The organism is Pseudomonas sp. LB3P31 (genome assembly GCF_054897945.1).
Genome location: NZ_CM142710.1, coordinates 2,494,657 through 2,520,949, shown reverse-complemented (window position 1 = coordinate 2,520,949; position 26,293 = coordinate 2,494,657). Strand labels below are relative to the sequence as shown.

The 26,293-nt window shown below is 59.6% G+C and carries 21 protein-coding genes; 9 read left to right on the top strand and 12 right to left on the bottom strand.

The window, feature by feature from the left end:
* Positions 1–11: 11 nt before the first annotated feature.
* Both ACYZTK_RS11525 and ACYZTK_RS11520 read right to left on the bottom strand, forming a co-directional pair.
* Complete coding sequence (locus ACYZTK_RS11525) at positions 12–905, bottom strand: glycine betaine ABC transporter substrate-binding protein (RefSeq protein ID WP_462014551.1); 894 nt, start codon at positions 903–905, stop codon at positions 12–14.
* 20 nt (positions 906–925) lie between these two features.
* Entirely contained in the window at positions 926–1,642 is a 717-nt protein-coding gene (locus ACYZTK_RS11520; protein WP_462014550.1) for an ABC transporter permease, read from the bottom strand.
* 719 nt (positions 1,643–2,361) lie between these two features.
* Between ACYZTK_RS11520 and ACYZTK_RS11515 the strand changes: the two genes are divergently transcribed.
* Entirely contained in the window at positions 2,362–3,945 is a 1,584-nt protein-coding gene (locus ACYZTK_RS11515; RefSeq protein WP_462014549.1) for a peptide chain release factor 3, read from the top strand.
* A 156-nt stretch (positions 3,946–4,101) separates the two neighbouring features.
* Here the strand turns inward: ACYZTK_RS11515 and ACYZTK_RS11510 are convergent, their stop codons facing one another.
* Entirely contained in the window at positions 4,102–4,443 is a 342-nt protein-coding gene (locus tag ACYZTK_RS11510) for a nuclear transport factor 2 family protein (protein ID WP_462014548.1), read from the bottom strand.
* 192 nt (positions 4,444–4,635) lie between these two features.
* On the opposite strand from ACYZTK_RS11510, the gene ACYZTK_RS11505 reads away from it, so the two are divergent.
* Positions 4,636–4,893, top strand: a complete 258-nt coding sequence (locus ACYZTK_RS11505; RefSeq protein WP_462014547.1) for a hypothetical protein — start codon at positions 4,636–4,638, stop codon at positions 4,891–4,893.
* A 186-nt stretch (positions 4,894–5,079) separates the two neighbouring features.
* Here the strand turns inward: ACYZTK_RS11505 and ACYZTK_RS11500 are convergent, their stop codons facing one another.
* From ACYZTK_RS11500 to ACYZTK_RS11460, 9 genes are all read right to left on the bottom strand, one after another.
* Entirely contained in the window at positions 5,080–6,060 is a 981-nt protein-coding gene (locus ACYZTK_RS11500; protein ID WP_462014546.1) for a peptide ABC transporter ATP-binding protein, read from the bottom strand.
* Positions 6,060–7,028 carry an ABC transporter ATP-binding protein gene (locus ACYZTK_RS11495; RefSeq protein WP_462014545.1) on the bottom strand — a complete coding sequence of 323 codons (969 nt, stop codon included), beginning with the start codon at positions 7,026–7,028 and terminating at the stop codon, positions 6,060–6,062. The genes ACYZTK_RS11500 and ACYZTK_RS11495 overlap by 1 nt, the downstream gene beginning before the upstream one ends.
* Before the next feature lie 10 nt (positions 7,029–7,038).
* A complete protein-coding gene (locus ACYZTK_RS11490; RefSeq protein WP_462014544.1) occupies positions 7,039–7,962 on the bottom strand; it encodes an ABC transporter permease subunit in 924 nt (307 codons plus the stop codon).
* Positions 7,963–7,972: 10 nt separating this feature from the next.
* A complete protein-coding gene (locus ACYZTK_RS11485) occupies positions 7,973–8,983 on the bottom strand; it encodes an ABC transporter permease subunit (RefSeq protein WP_462014543.1) in 1,011 nt (336 codons plus the stop codon).
* A gap of 74 nt (positions 8,984–9,057) precedes the next feature.
* Complete coding sequence (locus tag ACYZTK_RS11480) at positions 9,058–10,653, bottom strand: ABC transporter substrate-binding protein (RefSeq protein ID WP_462014542.1); 1,596 nt, start codon at positions 10,651–10,653, stop codon at positions 9,058–9,060.
* Positions 10,654–10,731: 78 nt separating this feature from the next.
* The gene (locus tag ACYZTK_RS11475; RefSeq protein WP_462014541.1) at positions 10,732–12,147 is read right to left on the bottom strand and encodes an OprD family porin; all 1,416 of its coding nucleotides are present in this window, start codon (positions 12,145–12,147) and stop codon (positions 10,732–10,734) included.
* 174 nt (positions 12,148–12,321) lie between these two features.
* Complete coding sequence (locus tag ACYZTK_RS11470; RefSeq protein ID WP_462014540.1) at positions 12,322–13,923, bottom strand: ABC transporter substrate-binding protein; 1,602 nt, start codon at positions 13,921–13,923, stop codon at positions 12,322–12,324.
* A gap of 303 nt (positions 13,924–14,226) precedes the next feature.
* A complete protein-coding gene (locus ACYZTK_RS11465; RefSeq protein WP_462014539.1) occupies positions 14,227–15,852 on the bottom strand; it encodes an ABC transporter substrate-binding protein in 1,626 nt (541 codons plus the stop codon).
* A 382-nt stretch (positions 15,853–16,234) separates the two neighbouring features.
* Complete coding sequence (locus ACYZTK_RS11460; protein ID WP_462014538.1) at positions 16,235–16,951, bottom strand: SIMPL domain-containing protein; 717 nt, start codon at positions 16,949–16,951, stop codon at positions 16,235–16,237.
* A gap of 344 nt (positions 16,952–17,295) precedes the next feature.
* Between ACYZTK_RS11460 and ACYZTK_RS11455 the strand changes: the two genes are divergently transcribed.
* The 7 genes from ACYZTK_RS11455 (at position 17,296) to ACYZTK_RS11425 (ending at position 26,284) form a co-directional block, all read left to right on the top strand.
* Entirely contained in the window at positions 17,296–18,558 is a 1,263-nt protein-coding gene (locus ACYZTK_RS11455) for an ATP-binding protein (RefSeq protein ID WP_462014537.1), read from the top strand.
* Positions 18,551–19,111: a response regulator transcription factor gene (locus ACYZTK_RS11450; protein ID WP_027924503.1), complete on the top strand. Its 561-nt coding sequence runs from the start codon at positions 18,551–18,553 to the stop codon at positions 19,109–19,111. Before ACYZTK_RS11455 ends, ACYZTK_RS11450 begins: the two co-directional genes overlap by 8 nt.
* A gap of 97 nt (positions 19,112–19,208) precedes the next feature.
* The gene (locus ACYZTK_RS11445; RefSeq protein WP_462014536.1) at positions 19,209–20,936 is read left to right on the top strand and encodes an ABC transporter ATP-binding protein/permease; all 1,728 of its coding nucleotides are present in this window, start codon (positions 19,209–19,211) and stop codon (positions 20,934–20,936) included.
* Positions 20,937–21,106: 170 nt separating this feature from the next.
* The gene (locus ACYZTK_RS11440; RefSeq protein WP_462014535.1) at positions 21,107–21,856 is read left to right on the top strand and encodes a FadR/GntR family transcriptional regulator; all 750 of its coding nucleotides are present in this window, start codon (positions 21,107–21,109) and stop codon (positions 21,854–21,856) included.
* A 450-nt stretch (positions 21,857–22,306) separates the two neighbouring features.
* Positions 22,307–23,218 carry a 5-dehydro-4-deoxyglucarate dehydratase gene (kdgD, locus tag ACYZTK_RS11435; protein WP_462014534.1) on the top strand — a complete coding sequence of 304 codons (912 nt, stop codon included), beginning with the start codon at positions 22,307–22,309 and terminating at the stop codon, positions 23,216–23,218.
* 58 nt (positions 23,219–23,276) lie between these two features.
* Positions 23,277–24,722 carry an aldehyde dehydrogenase family protein gene (locus ACYZTK_RS11430; protein WP_462014532.1) on the top strand — a complete coding sequence of 482 codons (1,446 nt, stop codon included), beginning with the start codon at positions 23,277–23,279 and terminating at the stop codon, positions 24,720–24,722.
* 194 nt (positions 24,723–24,916) lie between these two features.
* Complete coding sequence (locus tag ACYZTK_RS11425; protein WP_462014531.1) at positions 24,917–26,284, top strand: MFS transporter; 1,368 nt, start codon at positions 24,917–24,919, stop codon at positions 26,282–26,284.
* Positions 26,285–26,293: the final 9 nt, after the last annotated feature.

Sequence of the window (26,293 nt, the reverse complement as noted above, 5' to 3'; positions counted from 1 at the left end):
TCTTCTCCTCCTCAGTTCAGGGGATGCTGGCGCAGGAAATCTGCGGCAACGGATGAAGGGCTTTCGTGGCCGACGTCGACCCGCGCATTCAGCGCACGCATGGTCGCGTCATCGAACAGCTCGGCCAGTGGCTTGATCTCTTCGGCGAGTTTTGGATGGGCGTCGAGGTAAGCCTGGCGCACCACCGGTGCGGCGGTGTAGTCCGGGAAGTAATGCTTGTCGTCTTCCAGTAACTTGAGCTTGAAGGCATTCAGGCGACCGTCGGTGGTGTACACCAGGCCGGCAAACACCTGGCCATTGCGCAAGGCCGTGTAGACCAGGCCGGCGTCCATCTGGCGGGTGTTCTTGCGGGTCAGGTTCATGCCGTACAGCTCAACCATGCCCGCCAGCCCGTCGGAACGGTTGGCGAACTCGGTATCCAGCGCCACCAGGTGATTGTCCTTCTGCTCGGCCTGCAGCACCGCATTCAGCTCACTGATGGTGTTGATCTGCGGGTAAGCCTTTGCGGTGATTTCTGGAAGTGCCAGGGCGTAGGTGTTGCTGAATTTCGACGGGGTCAGCCAGACCAGGCCTTTTTTCGCGTCGAGTTCCTTCACTTTCGCGTAGGACTGGGCGCTGTCGAGTTTGTCCGTGATGTGGTTGTAAGCCACCAGCGAGACGCCGGTGTATTCCCATATCAGGTCCAGCTGGCCACTTTCCTGGGCACTGCGCGCGAGGTTGCTGCCCAGACCGCCGGTCACCTGGGTGTCGTACCCCTTAGTGCGCAGGTACTGGGAGGTGATTTCAGCCAGCAGGGTCTGCTCGGTGAAGACCCGGGCGCCGATGCGGATCACCGGTTTTTCAGCGGCTTGGGCAAATCCTGCGAACAGCAGGACGCAGCCTAATAACAAGGTAACTTTTTTCATAAATATTCCTTTGCCGAGGCTTAAGACGGGCGCAAGCCGCGTTCGAGCCAGAGGCGGCTGGACAGTGTCACCAGGCCGTCGAGCAGCAAGGCCAGCAAGGCGGTACACGCCGCGCCGAGCAGCAGTTGCGGCTGATTGTTCAGGGCGATGCCTGGGAAAATCAGGCTGCCCAGGCTGTTGGCGCCAATCAGGAAGGCCAGCGGTGCGGTACCGACGTTGATCGCCAGGGCCACGCGCACGCCACCGATGATGATCGGCACGGCGTTGGGCAGTTCGACCCGCCACAGCACCTGGGTCGGGGTCATGCCAATGCCGACAGCCGCTTCCTTGAGCGAACCCTGGACGTTTTTCAGGCCTTCATAGGTGTTGCGCACAATCGGCAACAGCGAGGCGAGGAACAGGGCGAAGATCGCGGGGCCGCTGCCGATGCCGAGGATCCCAAGGGCGATGGCCAGTACGGCGAGAGGCGGCACGGTATTGCCGATGTTGAAGATCTGCATGAAGCGTTCAGCGCGGCCAACCATGGTCGGGCGGCTGAGGAAAATGCCGGCGGGTATGCCCACGACAAGGGCGGCCAGCATGGAGACGAGTACAAGAACCAGATGCGCTTGCAGGTAAAACAACAAATCGTCGCGGTAATGTTCGATCGTGTTGATGCCGATCCAGTGGACCAGCAGGGCCAGGAGCGCGACGACAACCGCACCTCCTATCAGCCCTTTGCCATAGCGAATAGCCACAGGCGGACTCCTTTTTTCTTGGTCGGCGAACGCAGCCCCGTGTGGTGGGTGGCCGGGGTGGTCGGTTCTACGGGCCCAACTTCGGCGCCAGAAGCTCATATCCTGCGTTGCTGTTCCTCGCCATAGCTAGCTATGACTCGTCACAGCGCCTTGGCTATGAACTTCTGGCATCCGAAGTTGGACCCGTAGAACCGACCACCCCGGCCACTAGCCATTCCTGGCTGCCGGGAAATACAACGTTCGCGAGAAGCAGCTCATGCCGAACGCATCCCGCTGTAGGAGCGAGCCCGCTCGCGAAAAACGTCCAGACAACGCGTGCATTCAGACACCCAGCGTTATCGTTGACGACCATCGCGAGCAGGCTCGCTCCTACAGGAGACGGCGTACGGCTTATCGAGCCATAAGCGCAGCCTCGTCAGGCTAACTTGCAGGTTTTTCAAACCCTGCTACGAGAGCTGTAACAGGGGAGTGGACGCCTCCACTGTTTAAAAGGTTCCCACGTTCGACACTATTTGGCCACCCGTAGGAGCTGCCGAAGGCTGCGATCTTTTGATATTGATCTTCAATGATTGGTACACGCCAAGATCAAAAGATCGCAGCCTTCGGCAGCTCCTACGGGGTGATGCGGTGTTTGGTGAAGCCTACGGATGGTGGTCCGTGACGGTCCATTTGCGCTATACTCGCCGCCCTTTTTTGAATCACCTGCCAGGCGATTTCCCATGACCAACCAGGCCGCCGAAGTCGCGAAACGCCGCACTTTCGCCATTATTTCCCACCCCGATGCCGGTAAAACCACCATCACCGAGAAGCTCTTGCTGATGGGCAAGGCGATTGCGATTGCGGGCACGGTGAAATCACGTAAATCCGACCGCCATGCGACGTCCGACTGGATGGAAATGGAAAAACAACGGGGTATTTCCATTACCACGTCGGTCATGCAGTTCCCGTATCGCGACCACATGATCAACCTGCTCGACACCCCGGGCCACGAAGACTTCTCCGAAGATACCTACCGCACCCTGACAGCGGTCGACTCGGCATTGATGGTCCTCGACGGCGGTAAGGGTGTAGAGCCACGGACCATCGCCCTGATGGAAGTCTGCCGGCTGCGTGACACGCCGATCGTCAGCTTCATCAATAAACTCGACCGTGACATCCGCGACCCGATCGAATTGCTCGACGAGATCGAAGCGGTCCTGAAGATCAAGGCCGCGCCGATCACCTGGCCGATCGGCTGCTACCGTGACTTCAAGGGTGTGTATCACCTGGCTGACGACTACATCATCGTTTACACCGCTGGTCACGGCCACGAACGTACCGATGTGAAAATCATCGAGAAGCTCGACTCCGATGAAGCTCGCGCGCATCTGGGCGACGAGTACGATCGCTTCGTCGATCAGCTGGAGCTGGTACAGGGTGCCTGCCACGAATTCAACCAACAGGAATTCCTCGACGGCCAACTGACCCCGGTGTTCTTCGGTACTGCCCTGGGCAACTTCGGTGTCGATCACGTGCTCGACGCCGTGGTCAACTGGGCGCCGAAACCGCTGGCGCGAGTCGCCAACGAGCGCACCGTGGAGCCGGTCGAAGAGAAATTCGCCGGCTTCGTATTCAAGATCCAGGCGAACATGGACCCGAAACACCGCGACCGCATTGCCTTCATGCGTATCTGCTCCGGCAAGTACGAAAAAGGCATGAAGATGCGCCACGTGCGCACCGGCAAGGACGTGCGCATCGGCGATGCCCTGACGTTCTTCTCCTCCGAACGTGAGCAACTGGAGGAAGCCTTCGCCGGCGACATCATCGGCCTGCACAACCACGGCACCATCCAGATCGGCGACACCTTCACCGAAGGCGAAGTCCTCGGTTTCACCGGTATCCCGCACTTCGCCCCGGAGCTGTTCCGCCGCGTACGCCTGCGCGATCCGCTGAAATCCAAGCAACTGCGCCAAGGCTTGCAGCAACTGGCGGAAGAGGGCGCGACCCAGGTGTTCTTCCCCGAGCGCAGCAACGACATCATCCTCGGCGCGGTCGGCGTGCTGCAGTTCGATGTGGTCGCCAGCCGCTTGAAAGAGGAATACAAGGTCGAGTGCTCCTACGAGCCGATCACCGTGTACTCCGCGCGCTGGATTGATTGCGCCGATAAGAAGAAGCTCGAGGAATTCCGGGTCAAGGCCGTGGAAAACCTGGCGATCGATGGCGGTGGTCACCTGACCTACCTGGCCCCGACCCGGGTCAACCTGGCTTTGATGGAAGAGCGCTGGCCGGACGTGAAATTCCGTGCGACGCGTGAGCATCACTAAGCGTCAAGCCGCAAAGAAAAAACCCCGGTCGCGAAAGCACCGGGGTTTTTTTTACCTGATGAAAATCAAAAGATCGCAGCCTTCGGCAGCTCCTACAGGTGAGCGCGGTTTCCTGTAGGAGCTGCCGAAGGCTGCGATCTTTTGATCTTGACGTTGCTAGAGCACAAACGTGCCCTGATGAAAAACCATCTGCCACCGCCCATCCCGTTGCCGCCAGATCGAGCTGCGCAAGCTGCTGCTGGTATCGGTATGACAGCGGTAGGTCACCAGTGCGGTATCTGGCGAAAGCGGTTTAACTGCGAATTCACGGATGGTGCGTTGGACGAAGGGCTGATCCGGCAGTTGCTCGACCACATCCGCTTTACACCACACACCACCACTGGCGCCGAACTCTGCGAAGTCGTCCGCGATCAAATCGCAAAGCGCTTGCGCATCGATTCTCGTAGTTTGTGCCAACAGGCGTTGTTCCAGTTCGAGCAGTGTCTGCAGTAGGCCCATGACCCCCCCTTGTTTCCAAGCTGCCGCGTTCATACCGATTCGCCATAAACATTATGCTAAACCAGTCTGCCCATCCACGGCATTCTGCTCCTTCATAAGCGTCCTATCTGGAGAACCGACCCAATCGGAACTAGATTTCATCTACCGCCACTCTGGCACCTCATGCTTCACCCAAAAGGGATGGATTCGGCTATGAGCATTTTTCGACGCATTGTGCTGTTGCTTAAGGTTTTGGTGATGTTGTCCGTTGGCATGACTGCGGCGCGGGCCGAGTGCCCGGATCATGGTGAACAGGCTTCAAGCGGACAGGTGTCGCACGCAGGCCTGATGATCGCCAAGTCTGAATCGGAGCCCGGCGACCAGGGCCAGGGTGGCAGCGCGGATGACGATGATTCGACCACCGACGAACCGGATTCCGATGATCCGGACGAAGGCGACAGCCAGACCTAGGCCAAAAGAAAACCCCTTCACCGCGACTGTTGCGCAGTCGAAGTAGAAGAGGCGAGTGAAACTGTCGCATAACCTGTAGGAGTGAGCCTGCTCGCGATGGCGGAGTGTCAGTCGGTAATTTAACTACTGACACTCCGCCATCGCGAGCAGGCTCACTCCTACAGGGGATTTCATTTCAAACTGCCGTCATGCCGCGCCGTCGAGGAATTGCTCGGCGTAGTGGCAAGCCACCTGCCGATTATCCAGCAAGCGCAACGCCGGCTCTTCCGTACTGCACCGCTCGGTCGCATACGGGCAGCGCTTGTGGAAAGCGCAGCCCGACGGCGGATTCAGCGGGTTGGGCAGCTCGCCGACGATCTTGATCTTCGGCTTGTTCGGGTCCGGGTGAATGGTCGGAGTGGCCGACAGCAGCGCCTGGGTGTAGGGGTGCAGCGGGCGCGCGTAGATGTCGTTCTTCGGGCCGATTTCCACCGGGCGGCCGAGGTACATCACCATCACGTCATCGGCAACGTGTTGCACCACCGCGAGGTTGTGCGAGATGAACACGTAGGCGGTGTTGAACTGCTGCTGCAGGTCCATGAACAGGTTCAGCACCTGCGCCTGGATCGATACGTCCAGCGCCGAAGTCGGCTCATCCGCCACCAGCACCTTCGGTTGCAGCATCATGGCGCGGGCGAGGGCGATCCGCTGGCGTTGACCGCCGGAGAACATGTGCGGGTAGCGCTGGTAATGCTCAGGGCGCAAACCCACCTGCTTCATCATCGCCTGGACCTTCTCGCGACGTTCGGCCGCGCTCAGGTTGGTGTTGATCAGCAGCGGTTCGCCGAGCTGGTCACCGACTTTCTGCCGCGGGTTCAATGACGCATACGGGCTCTGGAATACCATCTGCACGTCTTTGCGCAGTTGCTTGCGCTGGGCCTTGTCGGCACCGGCGACTTCCTGCCCGGCAATTTTCAAGGAGCCGGAAGACGGCTCCTCGATCAGCGTCAGGGCACGGGCCAGGGTGGATTTGCCGCAGCCCGATTCGCCTACTACGGCGAGGGTCTTGCCAGCTTCCAGTTCGAACGACACACCGTTCAAGGCGCGCACAGTCGCGTGCCCCTTGAACATGCCGCGGGACACTTCGTAGTGACGGGTCAGGTCGCGGGCGGTAAGTACGACGGCCATTACGCCACCTCCTGATTCAGCGGGTAGAAGCAGCGGGCGAGGCTGTTGCTTTTCGGGTCAAGGGCCGGACGCTGGGTGCGGCAATTCTCTTGCACATACGGGCAGCGCGGCGACAACAGGCAACCTTGCGGACGGTCATAACGACCCGGCACGATGCCCGGCAGGGTCGACAGGCGTGAAGCGCCCAGGCTGTGTTCCGGAATCGCCTTGAGCAGTGCTTCGCTGTAGGGGTGCGCGGGGATATCGAACAACTGCGGTACATGACCGACTTCAACCGCCTGGCCGGCGTACATCACGCACACACGTTGGGCGGTTTCGGCCACGACTGCAAGGTCGTGGGTAATCAATACCAGGCCCATGTTCTGCTCTTTCTGCAACGCCAGCAGCAGGTCCATGATCTGTGCCTGGATCGTTACGTCGAGGGCCGTAGTCGGTTCATCGGCGATCAGCAGTTTCGGCTCGCCGGCAATCGCCATGGCGATCGCGACGCGCTGGCTCATGCCGCCGGACAGTTGATGCGGGTAGGCGTCCATACGACTGGCCGCGCCCGGGATTTCAACTTTTTCCAGCAACTCGATAGCGCGTTTGCGCGCTTGCTTGCCGGACATTTTCAGGTGCAGGCGCAGCACTTCCTCGATCTGGAAGCCGACGGTGTAGCTCGGGTTCAGCGCGGTCATCGGGTCCTGGAACACCATGGCCAGGTCTTTGCCGACGATTTGCCGACGCTGACGATTGCTGAGCTTGAGCATGTTCTTGCCATCGAAATTCAGCGCATCGGCGGTGACGATGCCCGGGTGCTCGATCAGGCCCATCAGCGCCATCATGGTCACGGACTTGCCGGAACCCGACTCGCCAACGATGGCCAGGACTTCGCCCTTGTCCACGGAAATGTCGAGGCCGTCGACTACCGGCACGGCGGTCTTGTCGCCAAATCGAACGTTGAGATTCTTGATTTCTAACAGTGACATTTGAATCTCCTCAGGCGGCGTTCTTGAGTTTCGGGTCCAGCGCGTCGCGCAGGCCGTCACCCATCAAGTTGATTGCCAGCACGCTGAGCAAAATGGTCAAACCAGGCAGACTTACCACCCACCAGGCGCGTTCGATGTAGTCGCGAGCCGAAGCCAGCATGGTGCCCCACTCAGGGGTTGGCGGTTGTACGCCAAGACCGAGGAAGCCCAGCGCCGCCGCATCGAGAATCGCCGAGGAGAAACTCAGGGTGGCTTGAACGATCAGCGGCGCCATGCAGTTGGGTAGCACGGTGACGAACATCAGGCGTGGCAGACCGGCACCGGCCAGGCGCGCGGCAGTTACGTAGTCGCGGTTCAGTTCGCCCATCACCGCAGCGCGGGTCAGACGAACATAAGACGGCAACGAAACCACGGCGATGGCAATGATGGTGTTGATCAGGCCAGGGCCGAGGATGGCGACAATCGCCACGGCCAGCAGCAAGGATGGCAGGGCCAGCATGATGTCCATGAGACGCATGATGGTAGGGCCTAAAATACGCGGGTAGAACCCGGCGAACAGGCCCAGCAGGATGCCGGGAATCAGCGACATCACCACCGACGACAAGCCGATCAGCAGCGACAGGCGCGAACCCTGGATCAGGCGCGACAGCAGGTCGCGACCCAACTCATCGGTGCCGAGCAGGAACTGGATCTGTCCACCTTCCAGCCAGGACGGCGGCGTCAGCAGGAAGTCGCGATATTGCTCGCTCGGGTTATGCGGTGCGACCCAGGGGGCGAAGATCGCGCAGAACACGATCAGGATCATGAACATCAGGCCGGCAACCGCGCCTTTGTTCTTGGAGAAGGCTTGCCAGAATTCTTTGTACGGGGACGGGTACAGCAGGCTTTGATCGACTGTTACCGCTTGATTTTGAGTTGAAGCTGGGGTGGTCATGGTCATGATCTCAGCGCTGGTGACGGATGCGTGGGTTGGCAAAGCCGTAGAGGATGTCCACTACGAAGTTGACCAGAATCACCAGGCAGGCGATTAACAGGATGCCGTTCTGCACCACGGGATAGTCCCGTGCGCCAATGGCTTCGATCAGCCATTTGCCGATGCCGGGCCAGGAGAAGATGGTTTCGGTCAGGACAGCACCGGCCAGCAACGTCCCGACTTGCAACCCGACTACGGTCAGTACCGGAATCAGCGCGTTGCGCAGGCCATGCACGAATACCACGCGCGACGGCGACAGGCCTTTGGCGCGGGCGGTGCGGATGTAGTCTTCACGCAATACTTCGAGCATCGAGGAGCGGGTCATCCGCGCGATTACCGCCAGCGGGATGGTGCCCAGCACGATGGCCGGCAGGATCAGGTGGTGCAGCGCATCGAGGAACGCGCCAAAGTCATCGGCCAGCAGCGTATCGATCAGCATGAAGCCGGTACGCGGCTCGATGTCATAGAGCAGGTCGATCCGCCCGGACACCGGGGTCCAGCCCAGGGACACCGAGAAGAACATGATCAGGATCAGGCCCCACCAGAAGATCGGCATCGAATATCCCGCCAGGGAGATGCCCATCACCCCATGGTCGAACAGGGATCCTCGCTTGAGTGCCGCGATCACCCCGGCCAACAGGCCCAGGATACCGGCGAACAACAGTGCGGCCATGGACAGTTCCAGGGTCGCGGGGAATAGCGAAGTGAACTCACTCCAGACGCTTTCACGGGTTCGCAGGGATTCGCCGAGATCGCCGTGGGCCAGTTTGCCAATGTAATCCAGGTACTGGGCATACAGGGGTTTGTTCAGACCTAGGCGTTCCATTGCCTGAGCATGCATTTCCGGGTCGACTCTGCGTTCGCCCATCATGACTTCCACGGGATCGCCAGGGATCATGCGAATCAACGCGAAAGTCAGCAAGGTGATGCCGAAGAACGTGGGGATCAGTAACCCCAATCGGCGGGCAATAAAACTAAACATCTTGTGGTGTACCTCATCAGCCGGTTAGGCGTGCCTGGTGTCCCTGGAGTCAGGGACACCGGGAGTTTTCTTATCTACTTCACCTGGGTAGTGGCGAAGTTATTCGTGGTGAGAGGGCTGATGTGATAGCCCTCTACGTTCTTGCGCATTGCCGTGAACATGCGGGTGTGGGCCAGGGCGATCCAGGGTTGATCCTGGTTGAAGATCTCCTGTGCCTGCTCATAGAGCGCCGCACGTTCATCAGGGTTCACTTTGGCCCGTGCTTCGTCGAGCAGGGCCTGAAACTTCTCGTTGCACCAGCGCGTGTAGTTTTCGCCGTTTTTGGCCGCCTCGCAACTGAGCATAGGCGTCAGGAAGTTATCCGGGTCGCCGTTATCGCCCGCCCATCCGGCCGCCACCATGTCGTGCTCGCCGTTTTTGGCGCGCTTGAGCATTTCGCCCCACTCCATGACGCGGATGTCGATCGTGAGACCGATCTTGGCTAGATCGGCCTGCATCATTTGCGCAGCAAGCATCGGATTGGGGTTGGTCGCGCCGCCGCCGTTACGGGTAAACAGGGTAAACACGGTGCCTTGCGGCACGCCGGCTTCCTTGAGCAGGGCGCGTGCCTTGTCGAGGTCGCGGGGCGGGTTGGTCAACTTGTGGTTGTAGCCCAGCAGGGTGTCCGGGTACGGGTTGACCGCCACGGTAGCATTGCCCTTGCCAAACAGCGCGTTGACCGCCGCTTCCTTGTCGAAGGCGATGTCGATGGCTTTGCGTACTCGCACATCGCTCATGTATTTGTGCGAAGTGTTCATGGCGATGTACGAAACGGTCATCGCGTTGAGCTCATCAACCTTGAGGTTGGGGTCTTTCTTGATGCTCGGGATGTCGTCGGGTTTCGGATACAGCGCGATCTGGCACTCGTTGGCCTTGAGCTTCTGCAGGCGCACGTTGTTGTCGGTGGCGATGGCCAGGATCAGCGCGTCAGCCGGTGGCTTGCCGCGGAAGTAGTCCGGGTTGGCCTTGAAGCGGACTTGGGCGTCCTTGTTGTAGCGCTGGAACACGAACGGACCGGTGCCGACCGGCTTGTTGTTGAGGTCGCCCAGCTTGTTGGCCTTGAGCAACTGATCGGCGTATTCGGCGGAGTAGATCGAGGCGAACGCCATGGCGATGTCGGCCAGGAACGGCGCTTCGCGACGGGTCAGGGTGAACTTGACGGTGTTGTCGTCGAGCTTCTCGACGTTTTTGAGCAGTTCCTTGAAGCCCATGCTTTCAAAGTACGGGAAGCCCACGCTCGACTGTTTATGCCATGGGTGATTCGGGTCCAGCTGGCGCTGGAAGCTCCAAAGCACGTCGTCGGCATTCATGTCGCGGGTCGGCTTGAAATATTCGGTGGTGTGAAACTTGACGCCTTTGCGCAGGTGGAACGTGTAGCTCAGGCCGTCTTCGCTGATGTCCCAGGATTCGGCCAGGGCCGGAATCACTTCGGTGGTGCCAGGCTTGAAGTCTGCCAGACGATTGAAGAGGGTCTCGGCTGCGGCGTCAGCTGTGACTGCAGTCGTATACAGGGCTGTGTCGAAGCCTTCTGGACTGTTTTCGGTACAAACCACCAGGGGCTTGGCCGAGGCGCCAACTGCGACACTCAGCAACGCGGCCGCAATGGCCGCACGTAGGGGAAGCATTTTCATCAAGAACCCTCTGCAATCGGTTGAAAGACAAAAGCCGAACGGCCGATTCATCACTGAATCAGCCGTTGGGCAGGTGCATTACAGAATGTTGAACGGGATGGTGGTCACGAGACGGAACTCGTTGATGCTGCCATCAGCCTGGTTTTCGCTGGCGCGGTGTGCGGTGTAGGTCGCGCGAATGGCGGTGGCCTTGAGCGGGCCGCTCTGTACTGCGTAGGCAGCACCGATGCCGTATTCGTAATGGTGTTCGCCGTCCATCGACTGTACGCCGTCGTAGCCGCCACCCTTGTAGTGAGTGCCATCGATGCCCCAGCCGCGAGCCTGGTAGATATTGAACTTCAGGCCAGGCACGCCGTATTCAGCCATGTTCAGGCCGTAGGCGATCTGAAAGGATTTCTCGTTCGGGCCGTTGAAGTCCGACAGCAGGGAGTTGGCCAGGTAGATGCCGTTGGTTTCGTGCAGGTAATCGAAGTACTCGTTACCGTTCACTTCCTGGTAGGAGAAGGTCAGGCTGTGGGCCTGGTGGGTCAGGCCGAGCGACAGCGAGTAGGTGTCGTTGTCGATTTCGCCCAGCAGCTTTTTGCCTTCGTCGACGGTCTTGTAGTAGTTCAGGCCGGTGGTCAGGCTCAGTACCGAGCTGTCGCCCAGCACATGGCTGGCGCCGAAGTAGTACTGGTTCCACAGGTCTTCGGCCTGAGTGCCCCAGAGGCTGGTAGTCAGGCTGGCGAACGGCTGGTAGGTGATACCGGCGGTGTTGACGTGATCGGCTTCGGCGCTGGAGTCGCCGTATTCGGAGCGGAACTTGCTCAGGCTTTCTTCGGTACGTGGAGAGTTGCGATCGAAGGTGGCCAGGTCGAAGGACAGGTTGTTCAGTTCTTCGCTGTGGATCGCGATCCCTTCGAAGCTCGAAGGCAGTGCACGGTTACCGATAACGTCGACCTGCGGGCTGCTGAAGTTCATGCGGCCGGCGGTCAGGGTGGTGTTGGAGACACGGGCCTTGACGTTGGCCAGGCCCAGCTTGCTCCACTGGCCTTGGGCGTCGCCACCTTCCTTGGTCAGGGTACGGTTGTTGCCTGCGCCAGGACGAGTGCCCGGGGCGCCGCCGTTGTTGGACGCCAGGTTCTCGCGATCACGCTCCAGCGCGATGGCGTTGTAGGCAGCCACTTCGGTGCTGAAACCGACGGTGCCTTCAGTGAAACCGGAGTTGTACTTGATGATGGTGCCCTGGACCCAGTTGATACGACGATCAGTCGGGGTCGAAACGCCGTCTTTCTTGTAGGCGAACTTGCCACCACGTTTGAGCTGCTCGTTGGCGTACCAGTTACGGGTAGTGCCGCTGATGGACTGGCCTTCGACAAAGCCGGTGGCTTCGGCTTGAGCGCTCTTGGTGTTGACCGTAACCGGGGTGAATTCCTGGCTCTGAGTCTCGGCGTAAGCCGTGGCGGTGATGCTGCTGATGGCCAGGGCCAGTAACGCGGTGCTGCTCAGTTTCATGGGTGAAGCTCCTTGGTTTCTTCTTTTTATACCGGCCTTGTTTTTGTGGTCCGGCTATTTGGTTTAGAACTCATTCCACGCTTGGCAAACGTTTGCATTACGCCTGATCGACGAACAAGAGCAATACGCATGCGTGAGGGCGGAAACCGCCCCCTGCGTTTTTCGACTAATCGGTTATTTTTCCAGGCTGACACCCGAGAACACGGTGCGACCGAACGGGCTGACTTTGAACCCTTCGATTTTGGCGCTCAACGGCTGGTTAACCGTCGAGTGGGCGACCGGCGTGATCGGCACTTGCTGCTTGATTAACTGCTGCGCCTGTTTGTAGAGCACGGTGCGCTGGTCGCGATCGGTGACGATCTTGGCCTGTTTGATCAGCTTGTCGTAAGCCGGATCACACCACATGGAGTAGTTGTTGCCGCCTATGGCGTCGCAGCTATACAGCGTGCCGAGCCAGTTGTCCGGGTCCCCGTTGTCACCGGTCCAGCCGATCAGGCTGACGTCGTGCTCGCCGTTCTTGGTGCGCTTGATGTACTCGCCCCATTCGTAGCTGACGATCTTCACCTTGAGGCCAATTTTCGCCCAGTCTGCCTGGAGCATCTCGGCCATCAGCTTGGCGTTGGGGTTGTACGGGCGCTGGACCGGCATGGCCCACAGGGTAATTTCGGTGCCTTCCTTGACGCCGGCAGCCTTGAGCAATTCCTTGGCTTTTTCCGGGTTGTAGGCGGCGTCCTTGATGGTCTCGTCGTAGGACCATTGGGTCGGCGGCATGGCGTTGACCGCCAGTTGGCCGGCGCCCTGGTACACAGCATTGAGAATGCCTTGCTTGTTCACCGCCATGTCCAGCGCCTGGCGCACTTCAAGCTGATCGAACGGCTTGTGCCGCACGTTGTAGGCGATGTAGCCGAGGTTGAAACCAGGCTTTTCGATGAGCTTGAGTTTCGGATCGTTCTTCAGGGCGATGACGTCGGCAGGGCGGGGATGCAGGGTGATCTGGCACTCGTTGGCTTTCAGCTTCTGCACCCGCACCGACGCGTCGGTGTTGATGGCGAAAATCAGGTTGTCGAGCTTGACCCGGCTCGGGTCCCAGTACTGCTTGTTGCCGGTGTAGCGGATGTTCGAATCTTTCTGATAACTCTTGAAGACAAACGGCCCGGTGCCGATTGGCTTCTGGTTGATGTCGCTCGGTTTGCCATCGGCCAGCAGCTTGTCGGCGTATTCGGCGGACAGGATGGAGGCGAAGCTCATGGCGATGTTCTGGATGAACGCGGCGTCGACGCTGTTGAGCGTCATGACCACGGTCAGCGGCCCGGTCTTCTCGACCTTGGCGATGTTCTTGTTCAGGCTCATCCCGTTGAAATACGGGAATTCGGTTGGGTAGGCCTTACGGAACGGTTGCTGCGGATCGAGCATGCGGTTGAAGGTGAACAGCACGTCGTCAGCGTTGAAATCACGGCTCGGGGTGAAATACTTGGTGGTATGAAATTTCACGCCTTCGCGCAGGTGGAAGGTGTATTTCAGGCCGTCTTCGGAGATATCCCAGCTGTTGGCCAGGCCCGGTACGACATTGGTGGCGCCTTTTTCGAACTCGGCCAGACGGTTGTACAACGGTTCGGCGGCGTCGTTGTCGGTCGCGGTGGTGTACTGCGCAGTGTCGAAGCCAGCGGGGCTGCCTTCGGAGCAGAACACCAGGCTGTCAGTGGCGGCCTGGCTGATGGAAGTGGCGGCCAGCAGGCCAGTGCCCAGCAATGCGGATAAAACCAAGGTATGGCGCATGACGCTCCCTCTGATCTCTAAGTATTTTCAACAAACCGCGGTCCCGTCCGGGGACGTAGAGGTGTGTCGAGTCCAATCCATTTGTGTGCAGCAAAACCGAGAGTCCACGCATGAACTGGCCGGACTCTGAAGGTATGAGCCAACGGGTCGGCAGTAAATGCGTAGATTCCCATTTGCTCGTGGGAAAAGTCGACACGTCCTACCCCGACGCTGTAGCCATTGTCGGACTTGGATGTAGGTGCTTTCCTACAAGCTAGGTAGAAACAACAACGGCGACGTCAAGGACGTCGCCGTTGTCGAACCTTATTTGCTGACGCTAACGCCGTAGAACGAGTTCAGGCCGAACGGGCTGATCTTGAAGTCCTGCACGTTGTTGCGCATGGGTTGGAACACCGTCGAGTGAGCGATAGGTGTCATCGGCACTGCATCCTTGAGGACGTGTTGTGCCTGTTTGTACAGTTCGGTGCGCTTGCCCTGGTCGGTCGTGCGCTTGGCTTCCTTGACGATGCCGTCAAACTGTTTGTCGCACCATTTGGAGAAGTTGTTGCCTTCCAGCGAGTCGCAGCCGAACAGCACGTTCAGCCAGTTGTCCGGATCACCATTGTCACCGCTCCAGCCAATCAGCATTGCCTGGTTCTCGCCGCCTTTGGAACGCTTGATGTACTCGCCCCACTCGTAGCTGACGATCTTGACGTTGAGACCGATCTGCTTCCAGTCGGATTGCAGCATCTCAGCCATCAGCTTGGCGTTCGGGTTGTACGGACGCTGAACCGGCATCGCCCACAGAACGATTTCGGTGCCTTCCTTGACGCCAGCTTCCTTGAGCAGTTCCTTGGCTTTGGCAGGGTCGTACTTGGCATCCTTGATAGTGGTGTCGTAAGACCACTGGGTCGGCGGCATGGCGTTTACCGCCATTTGACCTGCACCCTGATAAACCGAGTCGATGATCTGTTGCTTGTTGACCGCCATATCCAGTGCCTGACGCACTTTCAGTTGGGCCAACGGGTTCGGCTCATTGCTGCCCTTGACCTTGTCCATCACGTTGTAGGCGATGTAACCCAGGTTGAATCCAGCCTGGTCAGGTACTTTCAGGGCCTTGTCGGCCTGCAGCGCCTTGAGGTCGGCCGGACGCGGGAACAGGGTGACCTGGCACTCGTTTTTCTTCAGCTTCTGGATGCGTACCGACGGGTCGGTGGTGATGGCGAAGATCAGGTTGTCGATCTTGACGTCATCCGGCTTCCAGTAGTCCTTGTTCCCGGTGTAGCGGATGTTTGAATCTTTCTGGTAACTCTTGAAGACGAACGGACCCGTGCCGACCGGCTTCTGGTTGATATCTGCAGCCTTGCCATCCTTGAGCAGCTGGGCAGCGTACTCGGCGGATTGCAGCGAGGCGAAGCTCATGGCCATGTTCTGGATGAACGCGGCATCAACTTCCTTCAAGGTGAACTTGACGGTGTGGTCGTCGACTTTATCGATCTTGGTGATGTTGGTATCCATCCCCATGTCGGTGAAGTACGGGAATTCAGTCGGGTACGCTTTGCGGAACGGGTCGTCCTTATTAATCATGCGATTAAAAGTGAACAGCACGTCGTCGGCGTTGAACTCGCGAGTTGGCTTGAAGTACGGAGTGGTGTGGAACTTGACGCCTTCACGCAGGTGGAAGGTGTACGTCAGGCCATCATCAGCGATGTCCCAGCTGGTCGCCAGGCCAGGAATCACGGCGGTGCCGCCGCGCTCGAACTGGGTCAGGCGGTTGAACATGGTTTCTGCAGAGGCGTCGAAGTCGGTTCCGGTGGTGTACTGACCAGGATCAAAACCGGCCGGGCTCCCTTCGGAGCAAAACACCAGGTTAGTCGCCGCTTGGGCGAAAGGTGCGGCAGCTAACAGGCTGGCGCCGACTAAAAACGGAATGACCGCGTGTTTGAGCATGGTGGCCTCATGATTTGTTGTCATTTTTGGAATTAGAGGACGACCTCGTGAGTCGTGCCTGCGGATACTTATGCAGGGGCCATACCCATTGCAAGATGCAGGGTGGCTACAAGCATTAAACTGTGGCACGAACGTACCTTAATGTCGCATATGTATAAATTCCCGCGCATTTGACCGTTTGCGCAGGTTTTTTTCGGTGCAACCGGCGCACCGACAGGGGGCAATCGGAGTGCATTGCGCACCCGGTTGACGCGGGGTGTTACTTATACATACCACCTGATCCGCACGTGTGGGCCTCTGTAGGAGCTGCCGGAGGCTGCGATCTTTTGATTTGTTCTTTCAATATCAAAAGATCGCCGCCTGCGGCAGCTCCTACCACCAATCAAGGCATCAACACTTCAATCGACCCATCCGCCGTCATGCTGACCTGGCTGGTGCCGGCTTCAACTTCCGGGGTCACCGGGGCGGCGTCCATGCTGGCGGCTTTCATCATCATCGGCCCGCGCATGTACGGCTGTGGATAACCGTTACTGTTGAGGTTCAGGTTGACGATCTTGTAGCCCTTGCCGCCCAGTGCATCGGTCGCCAGCTGGGCGCGGGCCTTGAAGGCGCTGACGGCGTCTTTCAGTAAAGCATCTTCACTGGCCTTGCGGGTCGGCGTGGCGATGGCGAAGTCCATGCCGCCCATTTTCAGGTCGGTGAGCAATTCGCCGGTCAGTTTCGACAGGGCGGCGAAATCGGAGCTTTCCAAGCGCAGCTCGGCACGTTCACGCCAGCCGGTGATTTTCTGGCCCTTGGTGTCGTAGATCGGATAGCTGTTGCGGCTGCCTTGGCGCAGGGTGATGTCCTTGACCTGTTTGGCCTGGCCCAGCGCCTTGTTCATGGTGGTGCTGACATCGGCGGCGAGTTTGGCCGGGTCGGTGTTTTGGTCTTCGGTGTAGAGGGTGACGATCATCAGGTCGCGGGCGACTTCCTGGCTGACTTCGGCGCGCAGGGAAATCTGGTTGTAATGCAGCTCTTCGGCGGCCAGGGCCGGGAGGCTGGCGACGGCGCCAACGCTAAGAGCAAGAAGGGCGGCGCTGCGGCGGAAAGTGTGCATGAAAACTCCTTGGGCGGTGCGCAGGGGTTAAGGTCCGAGCCTGCGTGAAACCATCAGACTCTAGCTTCATTGATCCGGTTCGCACAGTTACAACTTCTATACAGGTGGGATGTCGGTGGCCGCTGCGCGACCAATCGCGGGCAAGCCTTGCTCCCACAGGTCGGGAGTGTGCAAGCGACCTGGGCACTAAACAAAACTGTGGGAGCAAGGCTTGCCCGCGATGGCGGTCGACAAGACGCCGCGTCACTCCCGGCCATGTGGCCGTTTGCCGCACTTTTGCCTGCCAGCCCCCGCGCTTGGTTATACTCCCGGCGATCCGCCTGGAGCACTCATCAGGAGAGCTCATGCTCGCCCCCGTTCAAATCACTTCCGCGACTCGCCAGAATCTCTGGCGGCTGACGTTCATCCGCACTTTGGTCCTCGCCGCCCAGGCTGGCTCCGTGGGCCTGGCCTACTGGCTCGACTTGCTGCCGCTGCCCTGGTTTCAACTGGCCGTCACCCTTGGCTGCTCGATGCTGCTGTGCGCCTTCACGGCGATTCGCCTGCGCACCTCCTGGCCGGTCACCGAGCTTGAATACGCCGTGCAACTGGCCTGCGACCTGTTTATCCACAGCGCCTTGCTGTATTTCTCCGGTGGCTCGACCAACCCCTTCGTCTCCTATTACCTGGTGCCGCTGACTATCGCTGCCGTGACCCTGCCGTGGCGATTCTCGGTAATCCTGTCCGGCATCGCGCTGACTATGTACACCTTGCTGCTGGCGCGTTTCTATCCGCTGCAGACATTCCCCATCGCCCGGGAAAACCTGCAGGTCTACGGCATGTGGCTGAGCTTCGCCCTGGCCGCTGCGGTGATCACCTTCTTCGCTGCGCGCATGGCCGAGGAGCTGCGGCGTCAGGAAGAGTTGCGCGCGATCCGTCGTGAAGAGGGCCTGCGTGATCAGCAATTGCTGGCCGTCGCGACCCAGGCTGCCGGTGCCGCCCATGAGCTGGGCACACCATTGGCGACCATGAGCGTGCTGCTCAAGGAGATGCAGCAGGACCATCCAGACCCGCTGCTGCAGGATGATCTGAAGGTGCTGCAAGACCAGGTCAAAGCCTGCAAGGATACTTTGCAGCAACTGGTGCGCGCCGCCGAAGCCAATCGCCGCCTGGCCGTGGAGATGCAGGACGTTACCGACTGGCTCGACGAAGCCTTGAACCGCTGGCACCTGATGCGCCCGGAAGCCAGTTATCGCTTCCAGCGCCTCGGCCAGGGCAGCGTGCCGCGCATGGCGCCTCCGCCGGACCTGACCCAGGCGCTGCTGAATCTTTTGAACAACGCCGCCGACGCCTGCCCCGACGGGTTGCAGGTGACGCTGGACTGGAATGCCGAGGACCTGACCATCAGCATCCGCGACCACGGCGCCGGTGTGCCGCTGGCCATTGCCGAACAGATTGGCAAACCGTTTTTTACCACCAAGGGCAAAGGTTTCGGCCTGGGCCTGTTTTTGAGCAAGGCCAGCGTGACACGCGCCGGCGGCTCAGTGAAACTCTATAGTCATGAGGAAGGCGGCACGCTCACCGAGCTGCGCCTGCCCCGTGTCGCCCGAGGAGACGAACATGAGTGACGATATCCAAGTCGAAGGCGAAGAACTCCCGCATTTGCTGCTGGTAGACGACGACGCAACTTTCACCCGCGTAATGGCCCGTGCCATGGCCCGCCGCGGCTTTCGCGTCAGCACCGCCGGTTCCGCCGAAGAAGGCCTGACCATCGCCCAGGCGGACTTGCCGGATTACGCCGCGCTGGACCTGAAAATGGATGGCGATTCCGGCCTGGTGCTGCTGCCCAAGCTGCTGGAACTGGACCCGGAAATGCGCGTAGTGATCCTCACCGGTTACTCGAGCATCGCCACGGCGGTGGAGGCAATCAAGCGCGGCGCCTGTAATTACCTGTGCAAGCCGGCCGATGCCGATGACGTCCTGGCGGCCTTGCTGTCCGAACACGCCGACCTCGACACCCTGGTGCCGGAAAACCCGATGTCGGTGGATCGCTTGCAGTGGGAACACATTCAGCGCGTGCTCACCGAACACGAAGGCAACATCTCCGCCACTGCCCGCGCCCTGGGCATGCACCGTCGCACCCTGCAGCGCAAATTGCAGAAGCGTCCGGTCCGCCGCTGAACCGGTGCTGAACAATTGTTGTCCCACCGCGTTACAACACGAACTGATCATCTATGATCGGTTCGTGTGTTGTTCTTTTTTCCAATGAGCCTTTTCCATGAATCAGAACGCTGAATATTCTGCGGTCAATGATGCTGTGCGCGGCCAGTTTTTTCGCAAGGTCTGGGCGATGATCACGCCCTATTGGCGCAGTGAAGAGAAGGGCAAGGCCTGGACCCTGCTGATCGCCGTGATCGCGCTGTCGCTGTTCAGCGTGGCCATCTCGGTGTGGATCAACAGTTGGTACAAGGACTTCTATAACGCCCTGCAGAAAAAGGACGAGGCTGCTTTCTGGCAGTTGATCCTGTATTTCTGTGGCATCGCCGCCGTGGCGATCCTTGGTGCGGTGTATCGGCTGTACCTGACGCAGATGCTGACCATCCGCTGGCGAGCCTGGCTCACCGAGCAGCACTTCACCCGTTGGCTCAGCCACAAGAATTACTACCAGCTGGAGCAGGGTGGCTATACCGATAACCCGGACCAGCGGATTTCCGAAGACCTCAACAAATTCACCGCCAACACTCTGGGGCTTGGCCTTGGATTGATCCGCAACGTCGTCAGCCTGGTGTCGTTCTCGATCATTCTGTGGGGCGTGTCGGGCAGCATCGAGGTGTTCGGGTTCACCATTCCTGGCTACATGTTCTGGTGCGCCCTGGTTTACGCCGCCGTGGGCAGCTGGCTCACGCACTTGATCGGTCGCCGCCTGATCGGCCTCACCAACAATCAACAACGCTTCGAAGCTGACCTGCGTTTCTCCATGGTGCGGGTTCGCGAAAATGCCGAGAGCATTGCGCTGTACAACGGCGAGCCGAATGAAAACCGGCGCCTGAGCAGCCGCTTCGGGTTGGTCTGGCATAACTTCTGGGACATCATGCGCGTCTCCAAGCGCCTGACATTCTTCACCTCAGGCTACAGCCAGATCGCGATCATCTTCCCCTTCATCGTTGCTGCGCCGCGCTACTTCACCGGCAAGATCGAGCTCGGTGAGCTGATGCAGATCAACTCGGCATTCGGCAACGTCCAGGAAAACTTCAGCTGGTTCATCAGTGCGTACCAGGACCTGGCCGAATGGCGCGCCACCTGTGACCGTCTGCTGAGTTTCCGCCAGGCCATGAGCGAAAACGAGCAGCGTGCGCCGGCGATTGACGTACAGAACACGGGCTCGGTGTTGCAGGTGCATAACCTGGGCCTCGATCTGGCGGATGGTCGGCACCTGCTGACCAATGCCGACATGACCGTGGAGGAGGGCGAGCGCGTGATGGTCAGCGGTCGCTCCGGCAGTGGCAAGTCGACGCTGCTGCGGGCGATGGGGCATCTGTGGCCGGCAGGCCATGGCAGTATTCGCCTGCCAGCAGCGCGGTATCTGTTCCTGCCGCAAAAACCCTATCTGCCGATCGGTACCCTGCGTGAAGCACTAAGTTATCCACAGTCCGGCGATGTCTATACCGACGAGCGCTATGCCCAAGTACTGGAACTCTGCCGTTTGCCGCATCTGCGTTCGCGCCTGGATGAAGCCAATCACTGGCAGCGCATGCTGTCCCCGGGTGAGCAGCAGCGCCTGGCATTTGCCCGTGCGTTGCTCTTTGCGCCGCAGTGGCTGTACATGGACGAGGCGACTTCGGCGATGGATGAAGAGGATGAAGCGTCGCTGTATCAAGCGCTGATCGACGAGATTCCGGGCCTGAGCATTGTCAGCGTCGGGCACCGCAGTAGCCTGAAACGCTTCCACCCAAGGCATGTGCGAATCGATAATGGGCATCTGGTGGATCAGGCAGTGACCGCCTGAATACCCCCACCCCCGTAGGAGCTGCCGAAGGCTGCGATCTTTTTATCTTGTTGTTGATGAAGATCAAAAGATCGCAGCCTGCGGCAGCTCCTACGGGGGTAGAGGTGATCGTACAACTGCGTTGAGCTATGATGCTCTTTCAGCCGAATTTTTTGAGACCGATGTTCACCATGGAAAACCCGATCGCCGCACCACGCCTCCCTCGCAAGCGCCGCAGCCTCGCACAGGAACTGGTGACGGTGCTGTCCGAGCAGATCCGCGACGGCCATCTCAAGCGCGGCGACAAGTTGCCGACCGAGTCGGCGATCATGGATGCCCATGGTGTCAGCCGCACTGTGGTGCGCGAAGCGATTTCACGCTTGCAGGCGGCCGGGCAGGTGGAAACACGTCACGGCATCGGCACCTTCGTGCTCGATACCCCAAGCCCAAGCGGTTTTCGCATCGATCCGGCCACCGTGGTGACCTTGCGCGATGTGCTGGCAATCCTGGAATTGCGCATCAGCCTGGAAGTGGAATCCGCCGGCCTCGCCGCGCAACGCCGCAGCGCCGAGCAGTTGGCCCTGATGCGGGCCGCGCTGGATGCCCTGAATGAAAGCGCCGCCCACGCCAGTGACGCCGTGGGCTCGGATTTCCAGTTTCACCTGCAGATCGCGCTGTCGACCGGTAACCGCTACTTCACCGACATCATGACCCACCTGGGCACCAGCATCATCCCGCGCACCCGCCTCAACTCGGCGCGCCTGGCCCATGACGACCAGCAGCATTACATGAGTCGCCTGAGCCGGGAGCACGAAGAAATCTACGACGCCATCGCCCGCCAGGATTCCGACGCGGCACGCGCGGCCATGCGCCTGCACCTGACCAACAGCCGCGAACGGCTGCGCCATGCTCATGAAGAGGCTGAGGCGCAGCGGGGGTAAGCCTTGTGGGCACCTGTGGGAGCCGGGCTTGCCCGCGATGACTGCGGCACAGCCAATATCGATGTGACAGGAAGACCGCTTTCGCGATCAAGCCCGCTCCCACTGTGTCCGAGGTGAAATCTAGCTTTGTAACCGCCGCTGATCCCTGTGGGAGCCGGGCTTGCCCGCGATGGCGGCGGCCCATTCAGCATTGATGCGACTGGCAGATTGCAATCGCGAGCAGGCCAGCAGCCACACCACACCGGCATGTGTCTCCAACTCTTCCGACAACCTGCCTCCATGCCGTAGCTCTCCAGACCCCATCCTCCCAGCGTTTTCCCCAATTATTCCCATCCCAGCGATGAAATGCAGTTGACGATTATATTTTAAGTTGTACGATGACCTACAACTCGGCGAGAGCTGAACAGTTTTTTCAACAACAAATACGTCGCTACCCAGGGTGTTCGAATAATGAATCCACAAGAACTGAAGTCCATCCTCTCTTCCGGCCTGCTGTCTTTCCCGGTCACCGATTTTAATGCCCAGGGTGATTTCAATCGCGCCGGGTACATCAAGCGCCTTGAATGGCTGGCCCCATACGGCGCCTCGGCGTTGTTCGCCGCGGGCGGCACCGGTGAGTTCTTCTCCCTGGCGGCCAGCGAATACTCGGAAATCATCAAGACCGCTGTCGACACCTGCGAAACCAGCGTGCCGATTCTGGCTGGTGTTGGCGGTTCGACCCGTCAGGCCATCGAATACGCTCAGGAAGCCGAGCGCCTGGGTGCCAAGGGGCTGTTGTTGCTGCCGCACTACCTGACCGAAGCCAGCCAGGACGGTGTTGCCGACCACGTTGAAGCGGTGTGCAAATCGGTAAAAATCGGTGTGGTGGTCTACAACCGTAACGTCTGCCGGCTGACTGCTCCTTTGCTGGAACGTCTGGCCGAGCGCTGCCCGAACCTGATCGGTTACAAAGACGGCCTGGGTGATATCGAGTTGATGGTGTCTATCCGTCGCCGCCTCGGTGATCGCTTCAGCTACCTGGGTGGTTTGCCGACGGCCGAAGTCTACGCCGCGGCTTACAAGGCCCTGGGCGTGCCGGTCTACTCCTCGGCGGTGTTCAATTTCATCCCGAAAACCGCGATGGATTTCTACCACGCCATTGCCCGCGAAGATCACGCCACCGTCGGCAAGATCATCGACGACTTCTTCCTGCCATACCTGGACATCCGCAACCGCAAGTCTGGCTACGCAGTGAGCATCGTCAAGGCCGGGGCAAAAATTGCCGGTTATGACGCAGGTCCCGTGCGTGCCCCGCTGACCGATCTGCTGCCAGAAGAGTACGAAGCTCTGGCTGCGCTGATCGACAAGCAAGGTGCGCAGTAAAAACCGATTAAACAAGGCCGCTGAGTGATCAGCGGCCTTTTGCGTGAGGAGATCTGAAGTGGCTGATACAAAGCGTTTTGATAACTACATCAACGGTGAATGGGTTGCCGGCAGTGAATACTGCGCCAACATCAACCCGTCCGAACTGACCGACACCATCGGCGAATACGCCAAGGCTGACCTGGCTCAGGTCCACGCTGCCATCGACGCCGCACGCGCCGCGTTCCCGGCCTGGTCCACCTCAGGTATTCAGGCTCGCCATGATTCGCTGGACAAAGTGGGCAGTGAAATCCTCGCACGCCGCGAAGAACTCGGCACCCTGCTGGCCCGGGAAGAGGGCAAGACCCTGCCGGAAGCCATCGGCGAAGTCACCCGCGCCGGCAACATCTTCAAGTTTTTCGCCGGTGAAACCCTGCGTCTCTCCGGCGACTACCTGCCGTCGGTACGTCCGGGCGTCAACGTCGAAGTCACTCGTGAAGCCCTGGGTGTGGTTGGCCTGATCACGCCGTGGAACTTCCCGATCGCGATCCCGGCCTGGAAAATTGCCCCGGCCCTGGCCTACGGCAACTGTGTAGTGCTGAAACCGGCTGATCTGGTCCCGGGCTGCGCCTGGGCACTGGCTGAAATCATCTCCCGCGCGGGCTTCCCGGCCGGTGTGTTCAACCTGGTGATGGGCAGCGGTCGAGTGGTTGGCGATGCGCTGGTGCAGAGCCCGAAAGTCGATGGCATCAGCTTCACCGGTTCCGTTGGCGTGGGTCGCCAGATCGCCGTGAGCTGCGTGTCGCGCCAGGCCAAAGTGCAGCTTGAGATGGGTGGAAAGAACCCGCAGATCATTCTCGATGACGCTGACCTCAAGCAAGCGGTCGAGCTGTCGGTGCAGAGCGCGTTTTACTCCACCGGCCAGCGTTGTACCGCTTCGAGCCGCTTCATCGTCACCGCAGGGATTTACGACAAGTTCGTCGAGGCCATGGCCGAGCGCATGCAGTCGATCAAGGTCGGTCACGCGCTGAAAACCGGCACCGACATCGGTCCGGTGGTTTCGCAGGCGCAGCTTGAGCAGGACCTGAAATACATCGACATCGGGCAGTCCGAAGGTGCGCGCCTGGTCAGTGGTGGCGGTCTGGTGACTTGCGACACCGAGGGCTATTACCTCGCGCCAACCCTGTTTGCCGACAGCGAAGCAGCGATGCGCATTAGCCGCGAGGAAATCTTTGGCCCGGTGGCGAACATTGTTCGCGTGGCGGACTACGACGCGGCACTGGCCATGGCCAACGACACCGAGTTTGGTCTGTCGGCGGGCATCGCCACCACTTCGCTGAAATACGCCAACCACTTCAAGCGCTACTCCCAGGCCGGGATGGTGATGGTCAACCTGCCGACGGCGGGCGTGGATTACCACGTTCCATTCGGCGGGCGCAAAGGTTCATCCTATGGATCCCGAGAGCAAGGTCGCTACGCACAAGAGTTCTACACGGTCGTGAAAACCAGTTACATCGGATCGTAACCGCTGCACTGCGGTATCTGGCGCCGCCACGGTGGTACTGCTACCGCAACCCCCGTAGGAGCTGTCGAGTGAAACGAGGCTGCGATCTTTGCTTCTGAAGATCAAAAGATCGCAGCCTCGTTTCACTCGGCAGCTCCTACAGAGGGATACCCGTTTCACCCGCGCATAAAAATAATCAGTGGGAGTACATCTACATGCAAGCGACCAAGCCAACCCACGTCCGCTATTTGATATTGCTCATGCTTTTCCTGGTGACCACGATCAACTACGCCGACCGGGCAACCATCGCCATCGCGGGCTCCAGCCTGCAAAAAGACCTCGGCATCGACGCGGTCACCCTCGGTTACATCTTCTCCGCATTCGGTTGGGCCTACGTGGCCGGGCAAATCCCCGGTGGCTGGCTGCTGGACCGCTTCGGTTCGAAAAAAGTCTACGCACTGAGCATTTTCACCTGGTCGCTGTTCACCGTGCTGCAGGGATATGTCGGCGAGTTCGGCATCTCCACGGCGATCGTTGCCCTGTTCATGCTGCGCTTTCTGGTGGGCCTGGCCGAAGCGCCATCCTTCCCCGGCAACGCGCGCATTGTCGCGGCCTGGTTCCCGACCGCCGAGCGCGGTACGGCTTCGGCGATCTTCAACTCGGCGCAATACTTCGCCACCGTGTTGTTCGCACCGCTGATGGGCTGGATCGTCTACAGCTACGGCTGGCAGCACGTGTTTATCGTCATGGGCGTGATCGGCATCATCTTCTCGGGGATCTGGCTGAAGGTAATCTACAGCCCGCGCCAACACCCGATGATCAACGAAGCCGAGTTCAAGCACATCGCCGACAACGGCGGTATGGTCGACATGGATCAGGACAAGGGCAAAGGCGCCAAGGCTGACGGTCCGAAGTGGGACTACATCCGCCAGCTGCTGACCAACCGCATGATGCTGGGCGTCTACCTCGGTCAGTACTGCATCAACGGCATCACTTATTTCTTCCTGACCTGGTTCCCGGTTTACCTGGTGCAGGAACGCGGCATGACCATTCTCAAGGCTGGTTTCATTGCCTCGTTGCCGGCCATCTGCGGCTTTATCGGTGGCGTGCTCGGCGGAGTAATCTCCGATTACCTGCTGCGCAAGGGCCACTCCCTGACGTTCGCCCGCAAGGCGCCGATCATTGCCGGCCTGCTGGTTTCCAGCAGCATCGTGGCCTGCAACTATGTCGATGTTGAATGGATGGTCGTCGGTTTCATGGCCCTGGCCTTCTTCGGCAAAGGCGTGGGAGCGCTGGGCTGGGCGGTGGTGTCCGACACTTCGCCGAAGCAGATTGCCGGTCTCAGTGGTGGCCTGTTCAATACCTTCGGTAACATCGCCTCAATCACCACCCCGATCGTCATCGGCTACATCATCAGCTCCACCGGTTCGTTCAAATGGGCCCTGGTGTTCGTTGGTTGCAACGCACTGGTCGCGGTGTTCAGCTACCTGGTGATCGTCGGTCCGATCAAGCGTGTGGTGCTCAAGGAGCCGCCAGTCAGCGGTCCTGAAGCTCATAATAAATTGTCTCAAGCGCATTCCTGAGGAGCGGCG